Raw genomic sequence first — 20,479 nt, 5'->3', positions numbered from 1 at the left:
AGACAACAATGTCTGTTCGTATCCCTAGCTCAGCGCCCGTCGTCGGGCTCTGCCTCATGGCACTGGTCCTCGAGGGCTATGACCTTCTGATGTTCGGAACTGTGGTTCCGTCACTGCTGAGTTACACCCCCTGGAATCTGGACGCAACCGACGTGGGAATGCTCGGCTCACTCGTCGGCGTCGGCATGCTGGTCGGCGCTCTGCTCGCCGCAGCCGTCGCCGACCGATGGGGCCGCCGCCGCACACTTCTCGCCGCCGTCGTTGTGTTCTCCGCCGCGATGGGCGTGTGTGCGATCGCGCCCACCCCCGCGGTCTTCGGAATCGGGCGGGTTGTCGTGGGTCTCGGTGCCGGCGTCCTCATGCCCACCGCGGCAGCGACGTTGATCGAGTTCGCCGCCCCGGGCGCTCGGGCCAGGTCGGTGGCGCTCGGGTTCGTCGGCACCAGCATCGGCGGGATATTTGCCGGGGTGCTCTCGCTGTGGCTCGTGCCCGAGTACGGGTTCCGGGCTATGTTCCTGGCCGGTATGGTGCCTGCACTCATGTTCCTGCCCGTGATGCTCCGGTACCTCCCGGAATCACCGGCCTATCTCGCCTCCCGGGGCCAGCACGACGCTGCCACAGCGATCGCTCACCGATATCACCTCGGCCTCCCCGCCGACCTCAACTCCATCTCCGGGCCGGACCCCACCGCCACACCCGAACGCGGGCTGCGCGCACTCTTCGGCACCGAGCGCACCCTCGCGACATTGCTGTTCTGGGCGATGACCCTGGTCTGCCTTCTCGTGTTGTTCGGCGTCGCGACCTGGCTTCCCGCGCTCATGAAATCTGCCGGCTACCCGCTGGGAGCGGCCCTGTCCTTCCTGCTCGCCTTGAACGTCGGCGGTGCGGCAGGAGCACTCATCGGTGCCACGCTCGCCGACCGGTACGGCATCAAACCCGTCACAGTCGCCTTCTTCCTCAGCGCCGCACTGTCGCTGCTGGCCATAGCGACCGCCCCACCACTTGCGGTGATCTACCTGCTGGTGATGCTGGCCGGGCTCGGCACCACGGGCACCCAAATCCTGCTCAACACCTACATCGGTACCTATTACCCCGCATCCTGCCGGGCCACCGGACTCGGAATGGCACTGGGAGTCGGGCGGATCGGTGCCATCATCGGCCCCACGTACGGCGGACTCTTCGTTGCACTCGGCGCCGATACCACCTGGCAGCTGTTCGCCTTCGCGCTGCCAGCCGTCGTCGGAGCCGTCGTGACCCTCCTGGTACCGCGCCGCGCCACGGACGATACGACCACCACCCTCACCCCTGCGGCCGAGCCCGCCGACCGGAAGGCTGTGTCATGACCATCGATTTCGCCGGACAGGTCGCCATCATCACCGGGGCCGGCGGTGGACTCGGCCGCGCCCACGCCCTCGCCCTCGCGGCCCACGGCGCCCATGTCGTCGTCAACGACATCGGCGGATCCCCCGAGGTCAGCTCCGCCGATGACACTCCGGACACCCCCGCGGGCCGTGTCGTCGCCGAGATCACCGCCCGCGGCGGCTCGGCGATCGCCGACCACGCCGACGTCACCGACTACACGCAGGTCACTGCGATGGTCGACCGCGCTCTCTCCGCCTGGGGACGAATCGACATCCTGATCAACAATGCCGGGATCCTGCGCGATGCCAGTTTCCGCAACGCTGGTCTCGACGACTTCCGCACAGTCCTGGACGTCCATGTGATGGGCGCCGTGAACTGCAGCAAGGCCGTGTGGCAGCACATGATCACTCAGAACTACGGCCGAATCCTGATGACTACCTCCGCCTCCGGAATCTACGGCAATTTCGGGCAGGCAAACTACGCTGCAGCAAAATCCGCGCTCGTCGGGCTGATGAACGTGCTCGGCATCGAGGGCCGATCCAAGGGCATCCACGTCAATGCTCTGGCACCGCTCGCGACGACCCACATGACCGAATCGATCTTCGACGCCACGGCCGCCGAAATCTTGACCCCGGAGTCGATCACACCCGGCGCACTGTTCCTGGTGTCCACGGACGCGCCGACCAAGACGATCCTCGGCGCCGGCGGTGGAACATTCGCGGTCAGCCGCATGCTCGAATCCCACGGCGTCTTCCTCCCCGCCGATGCCAGAACCCCCGACGATGTTGCCCGCCACTGGCCGCAGATCAGCGACTCGAGCGTGCAGTCGGGCACCGACAGCACCACCGCCCAGATTCAGCACTTCGTCGACTCCGCCACCCGAGCCGGCACAGTTGCCCGTTGACCCTACGAGCCCGGCGCCACGAACCGTCACACCAACCATCACCGTGTGCCTTCGTCCAGAAATGAGCACCACATGAGGGAAGCCGTCCTCGTCTCGACCGCACGCACGCCGATCGGCAAGGCGTATCGAGGCTCCTACAACAACACCCAGCCCCAGCAGCTCGCCGCACACGCGATCGCCCATGCCGCGCAACGAGCCGGAATCAACGGCGAGGAGATCGAGGACGTCGTCCTCGGTTGCGCCATGCAGGAGGGCTCGTCCGGAACCAACATCGCCCGCCAGGCCGCGTTGCGCGCCGGGCTCCCCACTTCTGTGCCGGGCATGACCATCGATCGGCAATGCTCCTCCGGGCTGATGGCCATCGCCACTGCCGCCAAGCAGATCGTCGGCGACGGCATGCAGATCGCGATCGGCGGCGGCGTCGAGTCGATCTCCCTGGTCCAGAACGAGCACCGGAACCGATACCGCGCCACCGACCCCTGGCTGGTCGAGAACCTCCCGAGCACCTATCTGCCGATGCTGCACACGGCCGAGATCGTGGCCGAACGGTACAAGGTCACCAGAGACCGTCAGGACGAGTTCGCGCTGCTGTCCCAGCAGCGCACCGCCGCAGCGCAGGCCGCGGGCCGATTCGACGCCGAAATCGTTCCCCTCGACAGCCTCGAGACCACCGAGGATGGGAACGTACCCGTCCAGCTGGGCAGGGACGAAGGGAACCGTCCCTCCACCACTGCGGCAGGGCTCGCCGCACTGCGCCCGGTCCTTCTCGACGGCGAGGTGACGAACAGGTCGAGCGTGACGGCCGGCAACGCCTCCCAGCTCTCGGATGGTGCCTCGGCATCGGTTCTGATGGAGGCGAAGGAGGCCGAACGCCGCGGTCTCGAACCGCTCGGCGTGTACCGCGGCATGGTCGTGGCAGGGTGCGGACCGGACGAGATGGGAATCGGACCGGTCTTCGCGATCCCGAAGCTACTCGAGCAGCACAACCTCGCCGTCGACGATATCGGTCTGTGGGAACTCAACGAAGCCTTCGCCTCCCAAGCCGTCTACTGCCGCGATCATCTCGGCATCGACCCCGACCGATTCAATGTCAACGGCGGCGCAATCTCGATCGGTCATCCGTACGGGATGACCGGCGCCCGCCTGGTCGGCCACGCTCTCATCGAAGGTAAACGCCGAGGCGCTCGGTATGTCGTGATCTCGATGTGCGTCGGCGGCGGGATGGGCGCAGCCGGACTCTTCGAAGTCAACTGAAACCCGCCATGCGGCAGGGCTTTTGCCCTACGTGCGGGAAATGAGGCCGACGCCGAGTTCGAATGTCACGCCCGGCGGATCTTGCTCCTGCACCGTCACCCCGAAGCCGGGGTGACGGTGCAGGAGCCGTCTGGCAGCTAGGGCCTGTCAGGTCCACGGGAGGTCGACATAGTGGACGTCGGGCCCGGGGGTGGTCAGCGTGATTTCGGGAACGGCGCACCGCGGCGAGGTGCGCAGAAGAAATCGCACCGCTTCGGCCACGTCCGAGGGCGGCAGCGTGGCACTGGGGTCCTTTTCCATCCACGAGGATCCGGGTGTCTCGACCAGTCCCGGGCAGATGGCGGTGACCTGGATGCCGAGACGGCTGAGTTCGCCGTGCGCCGACTGGCTCAGGGCGATCATCGCCGCTTTGGTCATCGAATAGGCGGCCACTCCTGCCCGCGGCAGCTTGCCGAAGATTGAGCTCACATTGACGATCCATGCCTTACCGTGTTCGGCTCCCGCCACTTGCAGTGTCGGAATGCAGCTCTGCATCAGCAGGTAAGCGGACCGAAGGTTCAGATTCAGATGGAGGTCAAGCTTCGGCGTCGCCAAGTCGGCAATATTTCCGCTCAGGCCCAGGCCGGCATTGTTGATCAGGACATCGGTGCGGCCGTACCGCTCGACGTGCGAGGCCACGGCGGCCTCACAGTCGGCGCTACGGGCCAGATTTCCGGACACCGGCAGGACCTCGACGCCACGCCCGCGCAGGTGGGTCGCAGCCTCGGTGAGCTTGCTCTGGTCTCGCGCGACGATTGTCAGGTTGTAGCCCTCGTCTGCGAGCGCTTCGGCGATCGCCAGCCCGATTCCTGCGGATCCGCCAGTGACGATTGCGGCTCGTTGATTCCCGTTCATCGCATCCTGCCTTCTGCTCGTGTTCGTTGTGGCATGTGGTTGTTCGGGTGGCGTTCTGGAATCCCCCAGACGCCGAAATGCGACCTCGCGATAGTTGTGCGCGGCCGGTGCGGCTCCGCCGGCGAGATCTGCACTGGCTGTGTGGGCACCGCGCGTCCGGGCGATGGATCCGAAAGGACGCGATTCCCGGGTGTGGCCCTTGATACAATCGTTTACGTACTTGTCCAATATCTTACATCAATGTAGATGTACCGACCAAGGATGGCAGGGGCGATGACTCGCACAGAATTCGTAATCAGGGATGTAAGGGTCTTTGACGGAGAGAAGGTTGTCGAGCGCTCGACGGTCCACGTCAGGAGCGGGTTGATCGAGGCGGTCACTACAGAGTTCGACTCGACTGACGAGATCGAGGTCGTCGACGGGCGGGGCAAGACTCTGCTTCCCGGACTGATCGACAGTCACACTCATGCGCAGCCGCCATCATTGAAAGACGCCTTATTGTTCGGCGTGACAACGGAACTCGACATGTCCTCCCGACCGGAATGGATGGAGGAGCCGTGTCACAGGACTAGGTGTGGGCCGGATCGGGGGCGATCGTCGGCCCCACTTACGGTGGCGTTCCCGTCGCGATCGGGACCGGAACCAACTGGCAACTGGCGGCTTTCGCGGCGCCGGCCGCCGTCGGTGCCATCCTGACCGTGCTCGTTCCGCAACGCACACCGATCCACCGATCCGCTCAGACGCGGCGTCCTTCCGCGGCGCGGATGTCGATCGGAAAGCTGTTTCATGACTATCGGGCCGGTCGGGAGTGGCGCAGATCACAATCGGATATAGGATGTTCTGCGACATGACGAAGCTGCTCATCGCGGTGGCCGGGGCGCGAACGATGGACACCTCCGGCAACCCGCTCCGCGCGAAACACCGGCCGAAACAGGAAGGGGTCGCACAATGGCACGCCTGCAGTCGCTCAACGTCGGTATGCCGAAAGACGTGCCCTGGCAAGGCCGGACCGTCCACACGGGCATCTTCAAGTACCCCGTCGACGGTCCACGCATGGCTCGCACGCTCGACATCGACGGCGACGGTCAAGGCGACCTCGAGGGCCACGGCGGCGAAATTCGTGCCGTGCTCGTCTACCAGTGTCAGTCCTACGACTTCTGGCGGCGGCATCTCGATCGCGACGATCTCGAATATGGCCAATTCGGTGAGAACTTCACCGTTGACGGCCTACCCGACGACGAGGTGCACATCGGTGACCATTATCGCATCGGCGACGCCGAGTTCGAGGTCACTCAGCCCCGCGTCACCTGTTATCGGGTCGGAATGCGCCTGGGTGAACCCGAGATGCCGGCGCTGCTCGTCGCCCATCATCGGCCCGGGTTCTACTTCCGGGTCATCACCGAGGGGCAGGTGCAGGCCGGCGACGAGATCGTCCGCACCCGGGTCGGCCGGCACCGCATGAGCGTCGCCGCCGTCGACGCGCTGCTGTACCTGCCCGACCGGGAGATCGGCCAACTCCGCAAAGCAGTGGACATCCCCGCGCTCAGCCCCGGCTGGCAGCGATCGTTTCGTGATCTGCTCGACGCCGCAGAGCACCCGGCGCGCGCCGACGAGCCGCCCGCCGGCGCCGAATCGAACGCCTGGGCCGGCTTCCGGCCGCTGCGCGTCTCACGGATCGTCGCCGAAAGCACAACCGTGGCGTCGATCTACCTGGCACCACACGACGATGCCCCGTTGACCCGGCCGAAACCCGGCCAGTACCTCACCCTCCGCGTCGCAGGCGCCGCCGACCCTCCACCGGTGCGCAACTATTCACTGTCCACCACCCCGTCGGACAACGAGTACCGCATCAGCGTCAAACGCGAGACCCATGGCCTCGTCAGCACCTATCTCCACACGCGGTTGCGTGTCGGCGACACCGTCGACGTCGCTTCTCCGCGTGGAGATTTCGTCCTTCCCGAAGACCGCGACGACACCACGCCCGTGCTTCTGCTCTCGGCCGGCGTCGGGGTGACCCCCGTTCTGGCGATGCTGCATGCACTCGCCGCAGCCCACAGCAAGCGCGACATCTGGTGGCTGCACACCGCTCATTCGGCCGCCGAACACGCTTTCGCGGCCGAAGCGCACAAGCTGTTGGCCGGCCTCGACCGGGGGCATGAACACGTTTACTACACAGCCCCTGGCCCGGCAGCGGTCGTGGATCCGCCGGCTGTCTCCGGCCGCCTCGGCCGCGAAGCCCTCGGCGTCCTGGCCCTGCCTACCGACGCGACCGCCTACCTGTGCGGTCCCACCCCGTTCATGGCCGCCGTCCGCGAAGCACTCACGCGTGTCGGGGTGGGCTCCGACCGTATCCACACCGAGTTGTTCGGCGCACTCCCGGCCATCAACCCAGGACTGACCGACGCCGCCCACGCTCCGCCGCACCAGCCCCCAGGCCCCGCCGGCATTGGGCCGCGGATCACCTTCACCCGCAGCGGACTCACCGCGCCATGGAGCGACGAGTACAGCACCGTCCTCGATTTCGCCGAAGCCTGCGACGTTCCGACCCGCTGGTCGTGTCGCACCGGCGTGTGCCACACCTGCCAGACCCCGATCCACTCCGGGACCGTTCGATACCGACCGGACCCCCTGGAGCCCCCGACGCCGGGCACGGCTCTCCTGTGCTGCTCGCAACCCGAAACCGACCTCGTTCTCGATCTCTGAAGAGCCACGGGGGCCCACCTGGCTACTCGTCCGCAGTCGTCAACTCGCGGATGGACACCCCTTCCGTGGATATGGACGCAGCGTGGCAGACTCGGCCAACGCGACCTCGCCGAGCAGCCGAAGCACTACCAGCGAGGCAGCGGCAAGACCGGCGAGCATGTGCTCGACCGGATTTGCGCCGGAATCGTGCCCGCCGTATCGCGGCGCTTCGTCGATCGTCAACTCGTGCCTGCGCGCGGTGACAGTCGTGCCATGACTCCCGAGCAGTGCGTGTACGACCAGGTGCTCACGTCGCGAAGTAGTCACCGGACCGCCTCGTAGAAGTTTGCGGCGGCGTGGTCACCCGTGTTCAGTGCGCCCGCCAGCCAGTTGAGCGCATCCGCACCAACGGCGTGGACGTCGGGGCAATGAACTGTTCGTCACCGAGGTGGCGATGGCGGACGAGATCGCCGCAGCGGGCGATCTCGTGAAGGGCAGGCTGGGCAGCGTCCCCGTCGCCGTGATCCGAGGACTCCGGCCGAAGGACGACGGCTCGAGAGCGCAGAACGTCATCCGGCCCGGGGCGGATAACCTGTTCTGGCTCGGCACCGCCGAATCGGTCGAGCTGGGCCGGGCGGAGGCGTTGCTGCTGCGCCGCTCGGTCCGCCAGTTCTCGACCGACCCGGTCGATCCGGATGCGGTACGGGCGTCGATCGCGGACGCCCTGACCGCGCCCGCACCGCACCACACCCGACCGGTCCGGTTCGTGTGGGTCCGCACCCGCACCGTCCGAGACGCCCTGCTGACCCGGATGCGGGAGCAGTGGCGCACCGACCTGGCCGCCGACGGGATGAGCGCGGACGCGGTGGCGGCGCGGGTGGCCCGCGGCAACATTTTGTTCGACGCACCGGAGGTGATCATCCCGTTCTGCGTCCCCGACGGCGCCCACACCTACCCCGACAAGCGCCGGCAGGCGGCGGAGTCGACGATGTTCACCGTCGCGGTCGGCGCCGCGGTGCAGGGGCTGCTGGTGTCGTTGGCCACCAAGGGAATCGGCAGCTGCTGGATCGGGTCGACGATCTTCGCCGCCGATATCGTCCGCAGCACCCTCGACCTCCCCGCCGACTGGCAACCCCTCGGAGCGGTCGCCGTCGGCCACCCCCTCGAACCACTTACCCCCCGACACGCCGCCGACCCCGGCGACGCCCTGATCGAGAGATGACCCACGCGCAATGAGCGCCGAATCAATGATCAATTCCGACGACACGCTCACGCTGATCGTCGATAGCCAAGAAATGAGTAGACAATGACCATCGTGTCCGAACCCACCACACCGCAGAAGGTCGAGCTGACCGACGAGGAGATCTTCGCCGGCCACGTCGGGGGGAAGCTCTCGGTTGAGACCACGACCGCCCTCGATACGCAGCGCGCCCTGTCCATCGCCTACACGCCCGGTGTCGCGCAGGTCTCCCGCGCCATCGCCGCCGACGAAACCCTCGCCGACCGGTACACCTGGACCAGCCGCCTGGTGGTCGTCGTCTCCGACGGCTCCGCGGTACTCGGCCTCGGCGACATCGGCCCCCGGGCCTCGCTGCCCGTGATGGAGGGCAAGTCCGCCCTGTTCAAGAACTTCGCGGGCCTGAACTCGATCCCGCTGGTCCTGGACACCAAGGACCCCGACGAGATCGTCGAGACCCTGATCCGGCTGCGCCCGAGCTTCGGTGCGGTCAATTTGGAGGACATCTCCGCACCGCGCTGCTTCGAGATCGAAAAGCGGGTCATCGAGGCCCTGGACTGCCCGGTCATGCACGACGACCAGCACGGCACCGCCATCGTCGTCCTGGCCGCCCTCGAGGGTGCGGTCAAGGTCCAGGACCGCGACCTCCACCAGTTGCGGGTGGTCATCTCCGGTGCCGGCGCCGCCGGTGTCGCCTGCGCGAACATCCTGCTCGCCGCGGGGATCGCCGACGTGACGGTCCTCGATTCGAAGGGCATCGTGTCCGCCGACCGCAAGGACCTGAACGAGGTCAAGGTCGACCTGGCCGCGCGCACCAACCCGGCCGGCCGCCGCGGCGGCACCGCCGAAGCCCTCAACGGGGCGGACGTGTTCCTCGGGGTGTCCGCGGGCACCGTGCCGGAGGAACTGATCGCCACGATGGCGAAGGATTCCATCGTGTTCGCGTTGTCGAACCCGGACCCGGAGATCCACCCCGACATCGCCCGCAAGCATGCGGCGATCGTGGCCACCGGACGCTCGGATTTCCCGAACCAGATCAACAATGTGCTTGCCTTCCCCGGGGTGTTCCGTGGTGCGCTCGATGCCGGTGCCCGCCGGATCACCGAAGGTATGAAGCTCGCCGCCGCCGAGGCAATCCTCTCGGTCGTCGGTGACGAGCTGGCTGTGGACAAGATCGTTCCCAGCCCGCTCGATCCTCGCGTCGCCCCCGCTGTCGCGGAGGCAGTCGCCGCCGCTGCCCGTGCAGAAGGCGTCACCGACTAGCGAGAATCCGTCGAGCACCCCGATCCGGAACCCGCACCCACGGTTCCGGTGTCGGGGTGTTCGCGACGGATCCGGCAGTCGGTGATCCCAAGTGTCTTTTCCGGTGGGTGGCTGGCGCGCGCCGTCCTGTCGTAATGTCGCAGGAGAGCGTAAATCCAGGAGGTCCACCATGGCTCCAGTGCGCGTTCCAGTGTCAGTAGAGCTGTCGTGGCGTCTTCACGCGACGCGAACAGCGAGATTCGGTCATGAGTGACGGGGCGCCGATCCTGATGACCGGGGTGGGCGGTGGTTACAGCAGTATCAGCCGGCTGGTCGCCGAGCAGCTGTTGCGCAGTGGCGAGCCCGTGCGGGCGATGGTTCATCGCGATGACGGCCGCGCCGACGCACTACGGGAGCTGGGAGCGGACATCGTCGTGGGCGATCTGACCCGCCCCGGTGACGTCGCTGCGGCGCTGACGGGCGTGACGCGGATGTTCTTCAACATGAGTGTGTCCGCGGACTATCTCGAGGCGGCCGCCGTTGTGTGCGCGATCGCCGACGAGCGGGGCGATCTCGAGGCGTTGGTGAACATGTCCCAGATGACGGTGTCGCAGATGACGTCGACCAGCACCGAAGAGTCTCGGCACCAACGGCTGCACTGGCTCGCCGAGCGCATCATGAACTGGTCCGGTCTGCCCGTCGTCCACGTCAGACCCACAGTCTTCCTGGACAATCCGCTGTTCACCGTCGTGGCGAGCCGTTCCGTCGCCGAACGCGGCGTCTTGGCCTTGCCGTTCGGTACCGGCAGGACCTCGCCCGTCGCCGCGACCGACGTGGCCCGAGTGATCGCCGCCATTCTTCAGGATCCGGCAGGGCGAATCGGGCAGGTTCTCGAGCTGACCGGCCCCGCCGTCCTGGACATCGACGGCCTCGCCGAGCAGTACACGCGTGGCTTGGGACAGTCGGTGACGGGATCCGATCTGCCCCACGACGACTTCGTGGAGTTGTTGAGCGCCGTTCCCGACATCTCGTCGCACACCGTGCAACACCTCCTCACCGTTGCCACACTGCACCGGGACGATCGCTACGACCGGTTGACCACCGACGTCGAGGACGTGACCGGCCGGCCCGCGCAGTCGGTCGAGCAGTACGTCGCCGCACACCGCGAGCTGTTCTCGAAGCCGGCCGCCGCCGGGTAGTGAGGGCCGAGAATCGCCACTACTTGCGCCACCCGTTCGAGCGGCGATCACGTCGCTCGCACCCACGACCTTGCGACGTCGCATACTGTGCCGATGATCTTGGAACATGCGCTGCTGTCTGTGACACCCGCGAAGGTCGAGGAATTCGAATCTGCATTCGGGCAGGCCGAGGCGATCATTTCGTCGATACCGGGATTCCTGCGACTGCGATTGTCACGCGGCCTCGAGCGACCGAATGTCTATCTCCTGCTGGTCGAGTGGGAAGAACTCGAAGACCACACCGAAGGCTTTCGGCAATCGTGCCGGTACCAGGAGTGGAAGGACCTGCTGCACCACTTCTACGATCCCTTCCCGCTCGTGGAGCACTACGCGCCTGTCCGCGAAGTGTGATTCGACGCCTCGCCGAGGCTGGCGCAACACGCGGACACCAGTCTGGTGGTGGCGGGGCTGCCGCCGTCACCGCAGGACGGGCATACCATCGTGACGGTCCGTGCGATTTCGTCGACGGTGACGGTGAGCGGCACGGCGCACTGGCGGCACCATCTGTGTCGCGTGATGGCGTTGACGTGTGTCGGCGACGCGACGCATTGGTGAATCCACCGTCGGTGCAGCGGGCACGTCGTCCGGTCATCGGGGGACAAGGTTCGTGCATCCTCAGCGGCGTCTTCCCTGGCCAGTTGATCACTGAGCACGGTCGCGCAGGTCCGTCTCACCCCAGATGAGTGGTGGCGGGCCGGTGCGGGCCGGATCGCGCAGGAGGTTGTCATGGAGTCACCTCGACGAGATCGAACCGGGAGTGCAATTGCGCCCAGGTGGCCCGGCGACGGCCGTCGCGGGTGCGGTAACCGCTGCCCGGCTCCGGAACCCAGGTCCGCATCAGATCGTCACGTACCGCGGGACGGTCGGTGGGTTCGCACGTGTGCGCCAGCGCGGCGACCAACCACACCCGGGAGGTGGTGCTGCCGGGGGATACCGAGTGGGTATCCGCGCCAAGCGGGTTCGTATTCATGGGTCGTCCTCGCGTCGGTCCCGGTCGCGTTCCCGCACTCGAAAGAGGCTGGCCCTCAACGAGTTGCTGATCCGCGTGGGATTCTCTCTCTGACCTCATGATCCGCCGGCTAGGGTGTGACGAGTGTCTCATTTTCTGACACCAACTGATGCGGGCGACGTCAGATGTCGATGCCGAATTCCTTGATCTTGCGGTAGATGGTGGCCCGTGAGATGCCGAGAGCTGTTGCGGCGGCCTTCTTGTTGCCGTGATTCTCTTCGAGGCTGCGCACGATGGCGTCGCGTTCGAGGGCTTCGATCTGTGTGAGTGTGTGGCGGCTCAGAGCGTGGCACATCGGGGGCAGCTGCTCGACCTCGACGACACCGGAGCGCTGACGCTGGACCACATCATGCAGAACCTGGCGGAGCTCGGTGACGTTTCCGGGCCAGCTGTACTTGCAGAGTTGGCGCATCGCCGCAGGCGAGAGAGACAAGTCCGCGCCGCGACCGAGCTGCCTCAGTAGATGCGGTACCAAGCTGTGGAGATCGTCGATGCGATGACGCAGCGCGGGCATGGTGACGGTATGGCTGAAGTGGGGAAGGATCAGTGTCTCGAGGTCGGTATTGTGATCGGTTCCGCCGATGGTCGCACCGATCCATCCGGCGTGCTCGCGTCCTTGAATGAGGTCGGCGACGATCCGCTGCTGTGACTCGCCGAGGAGGTCGATATCGCGCAGGATGACGCTGAATCGGTCTTGTCCGAGTTCCTGTTCGAGTGCCGGCAGGCCGGCGCTGTCGCCCGCGAGTTCGGCCACCGTGAAGATCCGTGTGCGGATGGGAATGTGTTCGATGGCAACGGCTTTGAGAGCTGATGCTCGGCCGCTTCCGGCTTCGCCGGAGACGGTGACCCACTGTTGTTCGCGCGCGCAGCGAGCGATCTGCTGGCAACTGCGGCGCCAGGACGCGCTGGTGCCGGTGATTCCGGGCAATATGCGGATGCTCTCCAGAGCAGGGGATCCCGATGTGGGGATCTCGAGTAGATGCACGTAGAACAAGGCCATCTGCCTCCGGGCGCCGAGCCCGAAGTCCTCGACCGAGGACAGCCGGGCCGTCTGCCCGCTGGGCAGGGCGACGATGTGTCGTTGGGTGGCCGGAGCGCCGCTCAGGTCCACGGCGTGTTCGAGCAACGCACCCTGGTCCTGGGCGTCCAGTGCCACGCGTAGTTTTCGGTTGACGAGAATGACATCGTCTCCGAGCGCCAACACTCCCGTTTGGGGTGACCGTCGACAGGCCTTCAGATAGGTGTTGAGTAATGCGGTCTGGTCCGCACTGGCCTGTGCGAGGAGGCGGCCTTCGATCTGAGCCGTGGCGGATTTGGCGAGGGTGGCCAACAGCGGGCCCCCGTCCTCTACCCAGCCGGTGAGATCGAGCGCGCCGACGAGGGCGCCGGACATCGGATGGGTGATCGGGACACCGGCGCACGCCAGTTGCCCGAGACAGTCGGCGTAGTGCTCGGCGCCCGTCACCAGGGTGGGTTGACGGGTTTCGAGAGTGGTGCCGATGCCGTTGGTGCCGGCGAATTCTTCCGAGTAGCTGTAACCGGGTATCAGTTGGACGTCGTCGAGTGTGCGATTGAGTCGTCGGCTGGCGGTGATCCTGGTCAAGATCACTCCGTCAGCCGAGGTCAGGATGACGCTCACCGGTTCGTCGACCAGTCCGTCCGCGAGCTGCCGCAGGACGGGTTCGGCTGCCGCCACGAGAGGGCAGTCCAGATTCGGCTCTCGTACGAACGGGAGGTCGAGCTGATCCGGGCGCACCTTGAGCGACTTCGATCGCTGCCACGAGTACGAGATGGGCTGGCGAACGGAGCTGTCGAGGTCGTCGTCGGCGAGGAACAGCTCTCGCGCCTTCTGTATATCCTTGCTGGTCATGCTGTATTTACGCCCCGATTCTCCACCTCTCACGTAGTTGAGAGTACGTCGTCTCGATGTGAGACGGGTCTCAATATGAGACGGGGTGGTGGAGGGCCGGGGTCAGGTCGGGGACGGCCGCGCCGTCGGCCGCGATGCACTGCCATCGACGTGGCTCTTCGCCGCAGAGGAAGGGGGATGATCGGTTCGCTGTAACCGCTCGGCGCACACGTCGAGAAGACGGTTCCGGAGGGTGTCGTCGAGGGGCGGGAAACGGCGCCTGGCCAGGACCCGCAGGCGCGCGAAGTACTGCGCCTCGGTCCACCCGAACGTGACGAAGATGTCTTCGGCGCTGCCGCCGCCGAACACTGCCCACCGGTTGCCGAACTCCAGGACGAGGTCGTCGTCCCGTTTCGATCGGATGCGTGGTTTCGTGGGTGTCATATCGCACGCCCCGGATTGAGAATTCCGGTGGGGTCGAACGCTGCCTTGACTTCTGCCATCAGGGACCTCTCCACCGAGCCGATCATGGGTTCGAGGTAGCGGCGTTTGAGGTCGCCGACGCCGTGCTCGCCCGTGATGGATCCACCCAGCGCCAAGCATTGCGCCACCATCTCGTCGAAGGCCTGGTGGGCCCGTTCGGTCGCGTCCGGATCTGCGGCGTCGAACACGATCGTGGGGTGGAGGTTGCCGTCGGCGGCGTGCCCGAAGGTGCCGATGAGGAGGCGGTGGTGGTCGGCGATTCGGGTAATGGCGTCGAGCATGTGCGGTAGCCGGGGCACCGGCACGGCCAGGTCGTCGAGCAGAGTGCTGCCGCGGCGCTCGAGGGCGGTCAGCGCCACACTGCGGGCCTGCATGAGGGCGTCGCCTTCGGCGGGGTCGGTGCTCATGTACAGCTCGGTGGCCGCGGCGGCACGGCACGCGTCCGCGCTGCGCTGCGCTTCCGCCGGGGCTGCGTCGCCGTCACACTGGATCAACAGCAGCGCACCGGCCGTCTGGTCGAGACCCATGCGGGTCATGTCGTTGACGGCCGAGATGGTGGTGCGGTCCATGAGTTCCACCAAGCTCGGGTCGGCCACCGCCTGAATCGCCATCACCGCGTCGACCGCCTGGACGGGCTCGGCGAAGGCGGCGACGACGGTGGCCGTGCGTGCCGGTGGTCGACGCAGCCGCATGGTCGCCTCGACGATGACGGCCAGGGTGCCCTCGGACCCGACCAGCAGTTGGGTCAAGTTCAATCCGGCGACATTCTTGCGGGTGGTGGCGCCGGTGTGGATGATCCGGCCGTCGGCGAGCACCGCCTTGATCCGGGCGACGTGGTCGCCGGTGACCCCGTATTTCGCGCAGCATGCTCCGCCGGCATTGGTCGCGAGGTTTCCCCCGATCGTGGAGACGGCGCGACTGCCGGGGTCGGGGACGTACCAGAGTCCGCGCTCCGCCGCCGCGGCAGCGAGATCACCGTTGATCACTCCCGGCTCGACCGTCGCGGTGCGGGACTGTTCGTCGATGGTGACGATGCGGTCGAGTTTCTCGGTGCTGAGCACGATGCAGCCGTCGATCGCGTTGGCCCCGCCGGCGAGTCCGGTGCCCGCCCCTCTCGTGACGACCGGAATGCCGTACCGGTGGGCGGTTTTCAGGGTTCTCGCGACGTGGTCGGTGGTCCGGGCGCGGACCACCGCGATCGGATGCCCGGAGGGGGAGAGCGTCGACTGGTCGCGGGTGTAGGCGATCATGGTGTCGCTGTCTGTCACCACGGCATCGCCCAGTGCCGCGAGCAGACCCGCGACGGGACCGGTCGTCACCACGGTCATGCTTGTCCTTCCACAGTGTTGTATTCCGTCGGGTTGTGCACCGCACCGGGTTACCGATTGATCTCCAGTTCGCCCATGCGGGACCAGTCGGTGCCGGGTAGGTCGGTGTGGAGGATGCGCGGTGTCTCGCTCAGTGCCGGGCGCATCGCGTCCAATCCCTTCCGGAAGTGGTCGGCAGCGACGTGGTCGGACCCGGCCTGCCCGTCCCGGAACGCCTCGATCAGCACGAACTCGGCGGGATCGTCTGCGCTGCGATGCCATTCGAACCAGAGATTGCCCGGCTCGGATCGGGTCGCGTCGGTGAACTCCTTGGTGACGAGTAACCAGTCGTTCCGGTACTTGTCGAGGACCTTGAACTTCACCACGATGAAAATCACGATGACTCACTTTCTTTCGGACGAATTCCTCACCACCGGAACGGGGCAGTGGGTCACCGCCTCGCAGGACCGTCGAGGCGGTGACCCACTGCGTGCACTAGTAGATGTTCGACGGGCGGACCATGCCGTCGGCGAGATCGCCGAAACCGGGCGCCATGATGGCACCGGGATTGCCCAGCACCTCTTCCACGACAGCGGTCTCCGTGGTGATCAGAAGTGCCGCGATCGAGGCCGCGCTCTCGAGTGCGGCGCGGGTGACCTTGAACGGATCGATCACCCCGTCGTCGAACATGTCCCCGTATTCACCGGTGAGCGCGTTGAAGCCGTGCCCGAGCGGCAAACCGGCGACCACCTCGACGACCTCGTCGCCGTCGAACCCGGCGTTGATCGCGATCCAGCGCAGCGGTTCGGCGAGGGCGCGGCGCACGACGTCACACCCGATGGCCTCGTCGCCGGTCAGGTCGAGATCGGTCAACGCCCGATGCGACTGCGCCAGCGCGGTGCCACCACCGGAGACGATCCCCGCCTCCACCGCGGCGCGAGTGGCGGCCAGGGCGTCCTCGACGCGCAGCATCCGCTCCTTGAGCTCGACGCTGGTCGCGCCGCCGACGCGGATGACGGCAACCCGACCGGTGAGCCGGGCGATGCGCAGTTCGAGGCTCTCCTGGTCTGCCTCGATCTTGGCGCGCTCGTGCTGGGACTCGAGCTGGGCGATGCGGGCGTCGAGCAGTCGCTGGTCCCCGTGCCCGCCGACGATCGTGGTCTCGTTCTCGGTCACGGTGATGCGATCACACGAACCGAGATGCTCGACACTGATTTCGGACAGTTCGATGCCGGTGTCCTTGGCGATCACGTGCCCACCCAGCGCCACCGCGAGGTCTTCGAGCTCGGCGACCCGGCGGTGCCCGAAACCGGGGGCCCGGACGACCACCGACTGCATCGTCTTGTGCATGTTGCCGCCGACGAGTAGTTGCAGCGCCGGCCCGTCGACCTCCTCGGCCAGCACCACCAGGGGCCGGTCGGCGCGCTTGGCCACCTCGATGCTCGGCATGATGTCTTGGACCTGGGTGATCTTCTTGTTGGTCAGCAGGATCAGCGGATTGGTGTGCACCGCTTCCATCCGCTCCGGGTCGGTGACCATGTAGCCGGAGATGTAGCCGTGATCGAACTCGATGCCGTCGACGATGTCGACCGACAGCCCGAGGATGTCGCTCTCCTCGGTGGTGACGACCCCGGACTTGCCGACGTAGTCGACGGCCTTCGAGATGGCGTGCCCGATCACCTCGTCGTCGCTGGCGGCGAGGGTCGCGATCCGCTGCAGATCGCTCTGCCCCCCGATTCGGGAGGCCTGCTCGTGGAGGGAGTCGACGACCACGGACACGGCCCGTTCGATGCCGCGGCGCACCCGCATGGGGTTGGCGCCGGCGTCGACGGACCGCAGCCCCTCGCGGACCATCGCCTGGGCGAGCACGGTTGCCGTGGTGGTGCCGTCGCCGACCACACCATTGGTTTTCATCGCCACTTCCTTGACCAGCTGGGCACCCATGTTGGCGAAGGGTTCGCGGAGCTGTATCTCGCGGGCGATGGTCACGCCGTCGTTGGTGATCGTCGGTGGTCCGGTGAGCTTTTCGAGCACCGCGTTGCGCCCCTTGGGGCCGAGGGTCACCTTGACCGCGTCGGCGAGGGCGTTGACGCCGTGCTCGAGCCGCGCCCGGGCGTCCGTGTTGTACCGCAGCTCTTTTGCCATGGCTGATGTCCTTTCGTGCTTCGAGCGGAGGATGCGACGTGCTACGGGACGAGAATCGCGCGGCCGCGAACCCGGCCGGCATCGAGATCGTCGAGTGCTTGCTGGAAATCCTCGAGCCGGTACCGGGTGGTGTGCAACGTGACCTTGCCCTGGGCGGCAAGGATCATGAGCTCCTGGAGGTCGTTGTAGGAGCCGACGAGATTTCCGATGAAGTTGATCTCGGTGGAGATCACATCGATCGTCGGGACGTCGATGTTCTCGCCGTACCCGACGACGTAGTAGTTCCCGGCGCGGCGCAGCATCGCGATCCCTTCTGCGGTCGCGCCGCCCTCGCCGACGAAGTCGACGACGGCTTCGGCGCCGTGACCGCCGGTCAGGTCGAGCACCTGCTGGATGTGGGTGCCGTCGGCGACGATGCCGTGGTCGGCGCCGATCTTCACGGCGAGTTCGACGGCCGCGGGGTTGCGGTCGAGCACGACCACGGTGACACCGGAGATCGCCTTCAGGACCTGGATGCCGATGTGACCGAGTCCGCCGGCCCCGATCACTACGCACACGTCTCCGGGCCGAGTCGTTTCCGCGGCCTTGGCAACGGCGTGGTACGCCGTCAGGCCCGCGTCGGCGAGGGCGGCGACATCGGCCGGTTCGAGCGAGTCGTCGATCCGGACCACGCTGCGGGCGGTGGTGCGCAGATATTCGGCGTAGCCGCCGTTGACGTCGATGCCGGGGAATGTGCTGTTCTGGCAGTGGACGTCGTCTCCGAATCGGCACGCCCGGCACAGTCCGCACGTGATGAGCGGGTGCAGAATCACCTTGTCGCCGACCGCGACATTGGTGACGGCGTCGCCCACGGCGTGGACCCAGCCTGCGTTCTCGTGTCCGATCGTGTACGGCAGCGCGACACCGGACTTCGCCTCCCACTGCCCTTCGAGGATGTGCAGGTCGGTGCGGCACACCCCCGCGCCGCCGATGCGCACGATGACATCGAGCGGGCCCTCGATCGTGGGTTCGGGAATGTCGGTGAGCTGCAGTTTGGTGTGGTATCCCACCACTTGCACGGCCTTCATCGCGGGCTCCTGGTTCTGAGATTGGTGATTCGCGGTGTGGCGCCGACGGATTCGCTGTCGGCATAGCGGGTGGCGAGCAGGCCGCGGCAGAAGTGCGCGTTGCCTTCCATCGAAATGCGCACCGACTTGGCGAAGCGCAGCCGCATCGGCACCGATTCCGGGGCGATGCGCTTGCCGTCGTCGTCGACGAACACCCGGCTGGCCGGGCAGATGCTCAACCCGATGCCGATCCGGCGACGCAGCAGCGCGGCCTTGGCCCTGCCGGAAGCGAGGTCACTGAGGGTGATCCGGTAGATCTCGTTCACACCCACATCGGTGGTCTTCAGGTGCGCCTCGACACACCGCTCCATCGCCGCGGCGTGCGCCTTGGACCGGAACGTTCGGCGCAACTCGTGCAGACTCTCCTCCGCCTCGGAGCCGAACGTCCCGACGTATCCGGCGTCCGCCGCGAGACCGGCGTTGATCTTGTCGCTGTCGTGATGGTCGTCGAGCAGCACCCGCACCTCGCCGATGTCCTCGACCAGACGCAGGGCGTCGAGGGCGTCGGAGGCCATGAGGTAGGCGAAGTTCGGCGAGCAGAACGCGGTGGGCAGCCGCAGGTGCACGGTGACCCCGTCGTCGTCGAGGGTGACCGACCGGACGAAGCCGAGATCGGTGATCGGCTCGTCCAGTTCCGGGTCGGTGACCGTCGACAGGGCCATCAGGACGTCCTGTTCGGTGCAGACGACGGCGGCGGTCATGACGACACGGTTTCCCGCGCCCCGGCAGCGACCTCCACACCTTCCTGCCCGGCCGGCTCGGCCAGTCGCAGGTTCGCGGGAACGTCGATGTCGTACAGGGCTGCCGCGTTGAGGCCGAGGATCTTCTTTTTCTGCGCGACGGTGATCGGGGCGTACTCGCCCTGCATGTCCTCGGGGATCTGGAAGTCGACGAACTTCTCGATCAGCCACTTCGGGGTCCACAGCGCATAGTCGCTGCCGAACAGGATCTTGTCCTCGCCGATCCAGTAGAGCAACTCGCCGATGATCTGGGCGAAGTAGCGGGGCCGGGTGTGGATGAACGGAAGGGCAACCGCCAGGCCGCCGTACACGTTCGACTCCTGGGTGGCGATCCAGCAGAAGTCCTCGAGGCGCGGCAGGCCCACGTGCTCGACGACGAACCGCAGGTCCAGGTAGTCGGTGGCGACCTTGTCGATGTCGGAGACGTCGAACGCGTCGCGGTCGAGGGGACGGATCGTCGGGCCCTTGTGGACGTGAATGTTCTTGATCCCCAACTCGATGCACTCTTCGAGGTAGCGCCGCGACCAGGGGTCGTCGAGTTTGTAGCCGCGGGAGTCGCCGTGCCATTCGGCGGTGTAGAGCTTGACGCCCTGCAGGTTCATCCGGTCGGCGTCCTTGCGGAGCTGTTCGAGCCCGGCCTCCTCGTGGCGGGGATCGTAGGCGTGGTTGTAGGTGAGTTTGCCGGGGTGCTTGGCGACCAGGGCGAGTGCTTCGTCGGTTCGCCCGAATCCGTTGTGGTAGAAGTCGCTGAGCAAGGTGGCCTGGAAGATCGCGTGGTCGACGTATCCCTCCACGAAGATGTCACGCTCGAAGCGTTCGCTGCCGTAGTACGTGTAGGTGTCGTAGTCCCACACGACCTCTTCGGGGCTGAGGTTCTTGTGATAGTCGTAGAAGCAGTCGATGAACTGCTTGCCGTGTACGTTCTTCTGGTTCGACTCGCGGGCGTCCCAGACGTGTACGTGGCCGTCCACGATGAAGTATTTCTGACCGTCCTTCTGATACATCGGGTCCTCGCTTGGTCCTGTTT

The 20,479-nt window shown here is 66.4% G+C and carries 17 protein-coding genes and 1 pseudogene; 8 read left to right on the top strand and 10 right to left on the bottom strand.

Annotation, left to right across the window (positions count from 1 at the left end; genetic code table 11):
* Window positions 1-56 precede the first annotated feature (56 nt).
* The 3 genes from FND50_RS20610 (at window position 57) to FND50_RS20600 (ending at window position 3,520) form a co-directional block, all read left to right on the top strand.
* Window positions 57-1,343, top strand: a complete 1,287-nt coding sequence (locus FND50_RS20610; RefSeq protein ID WP_144286907.1) for an MFS transporter — start codon at window positions 57-59, stop codon at window positions 1,341-1,343.
* Window positions 1,340-2,266, top strand: a complete 927-nt coding sequence (locus FND50_RS20605) for an SDR family NAD(P)-dependent oxidoreductase (protein WP_144286906.1) — start codon at window positions 1,340-1,342, stop codon at window positions 2,264-2,266. Before FND50_RS20610 ends, FND50_RS20605 begins: the two co-directional genes overlap by 4 nt.
* A 72-nt stretch (window positions 2,267-2,338) precedes the next feature.
* On the top strand, window positions 2,339-3,520 hold the full coding sequence (locus FND50_RS20600) for an acetyl-CoA C-acyltransferase (protein WP_144286905.1): 1,182 nt from the start codon (window positions 2,339-2,341) through the stop codon (window positions 3,518-3,520).
* 147 nt (window positions 3,521-3,667) lie between these two features.
* Here the strand turns inward: FND50_RS20600 and FND50_RS20595 are convergent, their stop codons facing one another.
* On the bottom strand, window positions 3,668-4,642 hold the full coding sequence (locus FND50_RS20595; RefSeq protein WP_260850558.1) for an SDR family oxidoreductase: 975 nt from the start codon (window positions 4,640-4,642) through the stop codon (window positions 3,668-3,670).
* 720 nt (window positions 4,643-5,362) lie between these two features.
* On the opposite strand from FND50_RS20595, the gene FND50_RS20580 reads away from it, so the two are divergent.
* The 5 genes and pseudogenes from FND50_RS20580 (at window position 5,363) to FND50_RS20555 (ending at window position 11,164) form a co-directional block, all read left to right on the top strand.
* Window positions 5,363-7,117 (top strand): MOSC and FAD-binding oxidoreductase domain-containing protein, encoded by a 1,755-nt coding sequence (locus tag FND50_RS20580; protein WP_144286903.1) that lies wholly within the window; start codon window positions 5,363-5,365, stop codon window positions 7,115-7,117.
* A gap of 391 nt (window positions 7,118-7,508) precedes the next feature.
* Window positions 7,509-8,318: pseudogene (locus tag FND50_RS20570) on the top strand (coenzyme F420-0:L-glutamate ligase); the annotation flags it as partial.
* Window positions 8,319-8,402: 84 nt separating this feature from the next.
* Window positions 8,403-9,596 carry an NADP-dependent malic enzyme gene (locus tag FND50_RS20565; RefSeq protein WP_144286902.1) on the top strand — a complete coding sequence of 398 codons (1,194 nt, stop codon included), beginning with the start codon at window positions 8,403-8,405 and terminating at the stop codon, window positions 9,594-9,596.
* Between the two features lie 245 nt (window positions 9,597-9,841).
* Complete coding sequence (locus FND50_RS20560) at window positions 9,842-10,774, top strand: NAD(P)H-binding protein (protein WP_144286901.1); 933 nt, start codon at window positions 9,842-9,844, stop codon at window positions 10,772-10,774.
* A gap of 93 nt (window positions 10,775-10,867) precedes the next feature.
* Window positions 10,868-11,164 (top strand): antibiotic biosynthesis monooxygenase, encoded by a 297-nt coding sequence (locus tag FND50_RS20555; protein WP_144286900.1) that lies wholly within the window; start codon window positions 10,868-10,870, stop codon window positions 11,162-11,164.
* Window positions 11,165-11,537: 373 nt separating this feature from the next.
* Here the strand turns inward: FND50_RS20555 and FND50_RS20545 are convergent, their stop codons facing one another.
* From FND50_RS20545 to FND50_RS20505, 9 genes are all read right to left on the bottom strand, one after another.
* Window positions 11,538-11,783 carry a hypothetical protein gene (locus FND50_RS20545; RefSeq protein WP_005571679.1) on the bottom strand — a complete coding sequence of 82 codons (246 nt, stop codon included), beginning with the start codon at window positions 11,781-11,783 and terminating at the stop codon, window positions 11,538-11,540.
* Between the two features lie 160 nt (window positions 11,784-11,943).
* Entirely contained in the window at window positions 11,944-13,692 is a 1,749-nt protein-coding gene (locus tag FND50_RS20540) for a sigma-54-dependent Fis family transcriptional regulator (RefSeq protein ID WP_144286899.1), read from the bottom strand.
* A gap of 102 nt (window positions 13,693-13,794) precedes the next feature.
* On the bottom strand, window positions 13,795-14,115 hold the full coding sequence (locus FND50_RS20535) for a hypothetical protein (protein ID WP_144286898.1): 321 nt from the start codon (window positions 14,113-14,115) through the stop codon (window positions 13,795-13,797).
* Window positions 14,112-15,482: an FAD-binding oxidoreductase gene (locus tag FND50_RS20530; RefSeq protein WP_144286897.1), complete on the bottom strand. Its 1,371-nt coding sequence runs from the start codon at window positions 15,480-15,482 to the stop codon at window positions 14,112-14,114. The genes FND50_RS20535 and FND50_RS20530 overlap by 4 nt, the downstream gene beginning before the upstream one ends.
* Before the next feature lie 50 nt (window positions 15,483-15,532).
* Window positions 15,533-15,859 carry a putative quinol monooxygenase gene (locus FND50_RS20525; protein WP_005571675.1) on the bottom strand — a complete coding sequence of 109 codons (327 nt, stop codon included), beginning with the start codon at window positions 15,857-15,859 and terminating at the stop codon, window positions 15,533-15,535.
* A 97-nt stretch (window positions 15,860-15,956) separates the two neighbouring features.
* Window positions 15,957-17,606: a chaperonin GroEL gene (gene groL, locus FND50_RS20520; protein ID WP_144286896.1), complete on the bottom strand. Its 1,650-nt coding sequence runs from the start codon at window positions 17,604-17,606 to the stop codon at window positions 15,957-15,959.
* A gap of 41 nt (window positions 17,607-17,647) precedes the next feature.
* Complete coding sequence (locus FND50_RS20515) at window positions 17,648-18,673, bottom strand: NAD(P)-dependent alcohol dehydrogenase (RefSeq protein ID WP_144286895.1); 1,026 nt, start codon at window positions 18,671-18,673, stop codon at window positions 17,648-17,650.
* The gene (locus FND50_RS20510) at window positions 18,670-19,413 is read right to left on the bottom strand and encodes an iron-sulfur cluster assembly protein (RefSeq protein WP_144286894.1); all 744 of its coding nucleotides are present in this window, start codon (window positions 19,411-19,413) and stop codon (window positions 18,670-18,672) included. Before FND50_RS20510 ends, FND50_RS20515 begins: the two co-directional genes overlap by 4 nt.
* The gene (locus FND50_RS20505; RefSeq protein ID WP_144286893.1) at window positions 19,410-20,456 is read right to left on the bottom strand and encodes an amidohydrolase family protein; all 1,047 of its coding nucleotides are present in this window, start codon (window positions 20,454-20,456) and stop codon (window positions 19,410-19,412) included. The genes FND50_RS20510 and FND50_RS20505 overlap by 4 nt, the downstream gene beginning before the upstream one ends.
* Window positions 20,457-20,479: the final 23 nt, after the last annotated feature.

Origin of the sequence: Rhodococcus sp. WB9, from assembly GCF_007558985.1 — a bacterium.
Lineage (GTDB): Bacteria > Actinomycetota > Actinomycetes > Mycobacteriales > Mycobacteriaceae > Rhodococcus_F > Rhodococcus_F opacus.
This window is presented reverse-complemented; position numbering and strand designations above follow the sequence as displayed.

Coding starts and splice junctions, on each gene's coding strand:
- FND50_RS20530 (WP_144286897.1), bottom strand. CDS start 15,482: ATGACCGTGGTGACGACCGGTCCCGTCGCGGGTCTGCTCGCGGCACTG.
- FND50_RS20535 (WP_144286898.1), bottom strand. CDS start 14,115: ATGACACCCACGAAACCACGCATCCGATCGAAACGGGACGACGACCTC.
- FND50_RS20580 (WP_144286903.1), top strand. CDS start 5,363: ATGGCACGCCTGCAGTCGCTCAACGTCGGTATGCCGAAAGACGTGCCC.
- FND50_RS20605 (WP_144286906.1), top strand. CDS start 1,340: ATGACCATCGATTTCGCCGGACAGGTCGCCATCATCACCGGGGCCGGC.
- FND50_RS20600 (WP_144286905.1), top strand. CDS start 2,339: ATGAGGGAAGCCGTCCTCGTCTCGACCGCACGCACGCCGATCGGCAAG.
- FND50_RS20610 (WP_144286907.1), top strand. CDS start 57: ATGGCACTGGTCCTCGAGGGCTATGACCTTCTGATGTTCGGAACTGTG.
- FND50_RS20515 (WP_144286895.1), bottom strand. CDS start 18,673: ATGAAGGCCGTGCAAGTGGTGGGATACCACACCAAACTGCAGCTCACC.
- groL (WP_144286896.1), bottom strand. CDS start 17,606: ATGGCAAAAGAGCTGCGGTACAACACGGACGCCCGGGCGCGGCTCGAG.
- FND50_RS20505 (WP_144286893.1), bottom strand. CDS start 20,456: ATGTATCAGAAGGACGGTCAGAAATACTTCATCGTGGACGGCCACGTA.
- FND50_RS20540 (WP_144286899.1), bottom strand. CDS start 13,692: ATGACCAGCAAGGATATACAGAAGGCGCGAGAGCTGTTCCTCGCCGAC.
- FND50_RS20545 (WP_005571679.1), bottom strand. CDS start 11,783: ATGAATACGAACCCGCTTGGCGCGGATACCCACTCGGTATCCCCCGGC.
- FND50_RS20555 (WP_144286900.1), top strand. CDS start 10,868: ATGATCTTGGAACATGCGCTGCTGTCTGTGACACCCGCGAAGGTCGAG.
- FND50_RS20560 (WP_144286901.1), top strand. CDS start 9,842: ATGAGTGACGGGGCGCCGATCCTGATGACCGGGGTGGGCGGTGGTTAC.
- FND50_RS20510 (WP_144286894.1), bottom strand. CDS start 19,413: ATGACCGCCGCCGTCGTCTGCACCGAACAGGACGTCCTGATGGCCCTG.
- FND50_RS20565 (WP_144286902.1), top strand. CDS start 8,403: ATGACCATCGTGTCCGAACCCACCACACCGCAGAAGGTCGAGCTGACC.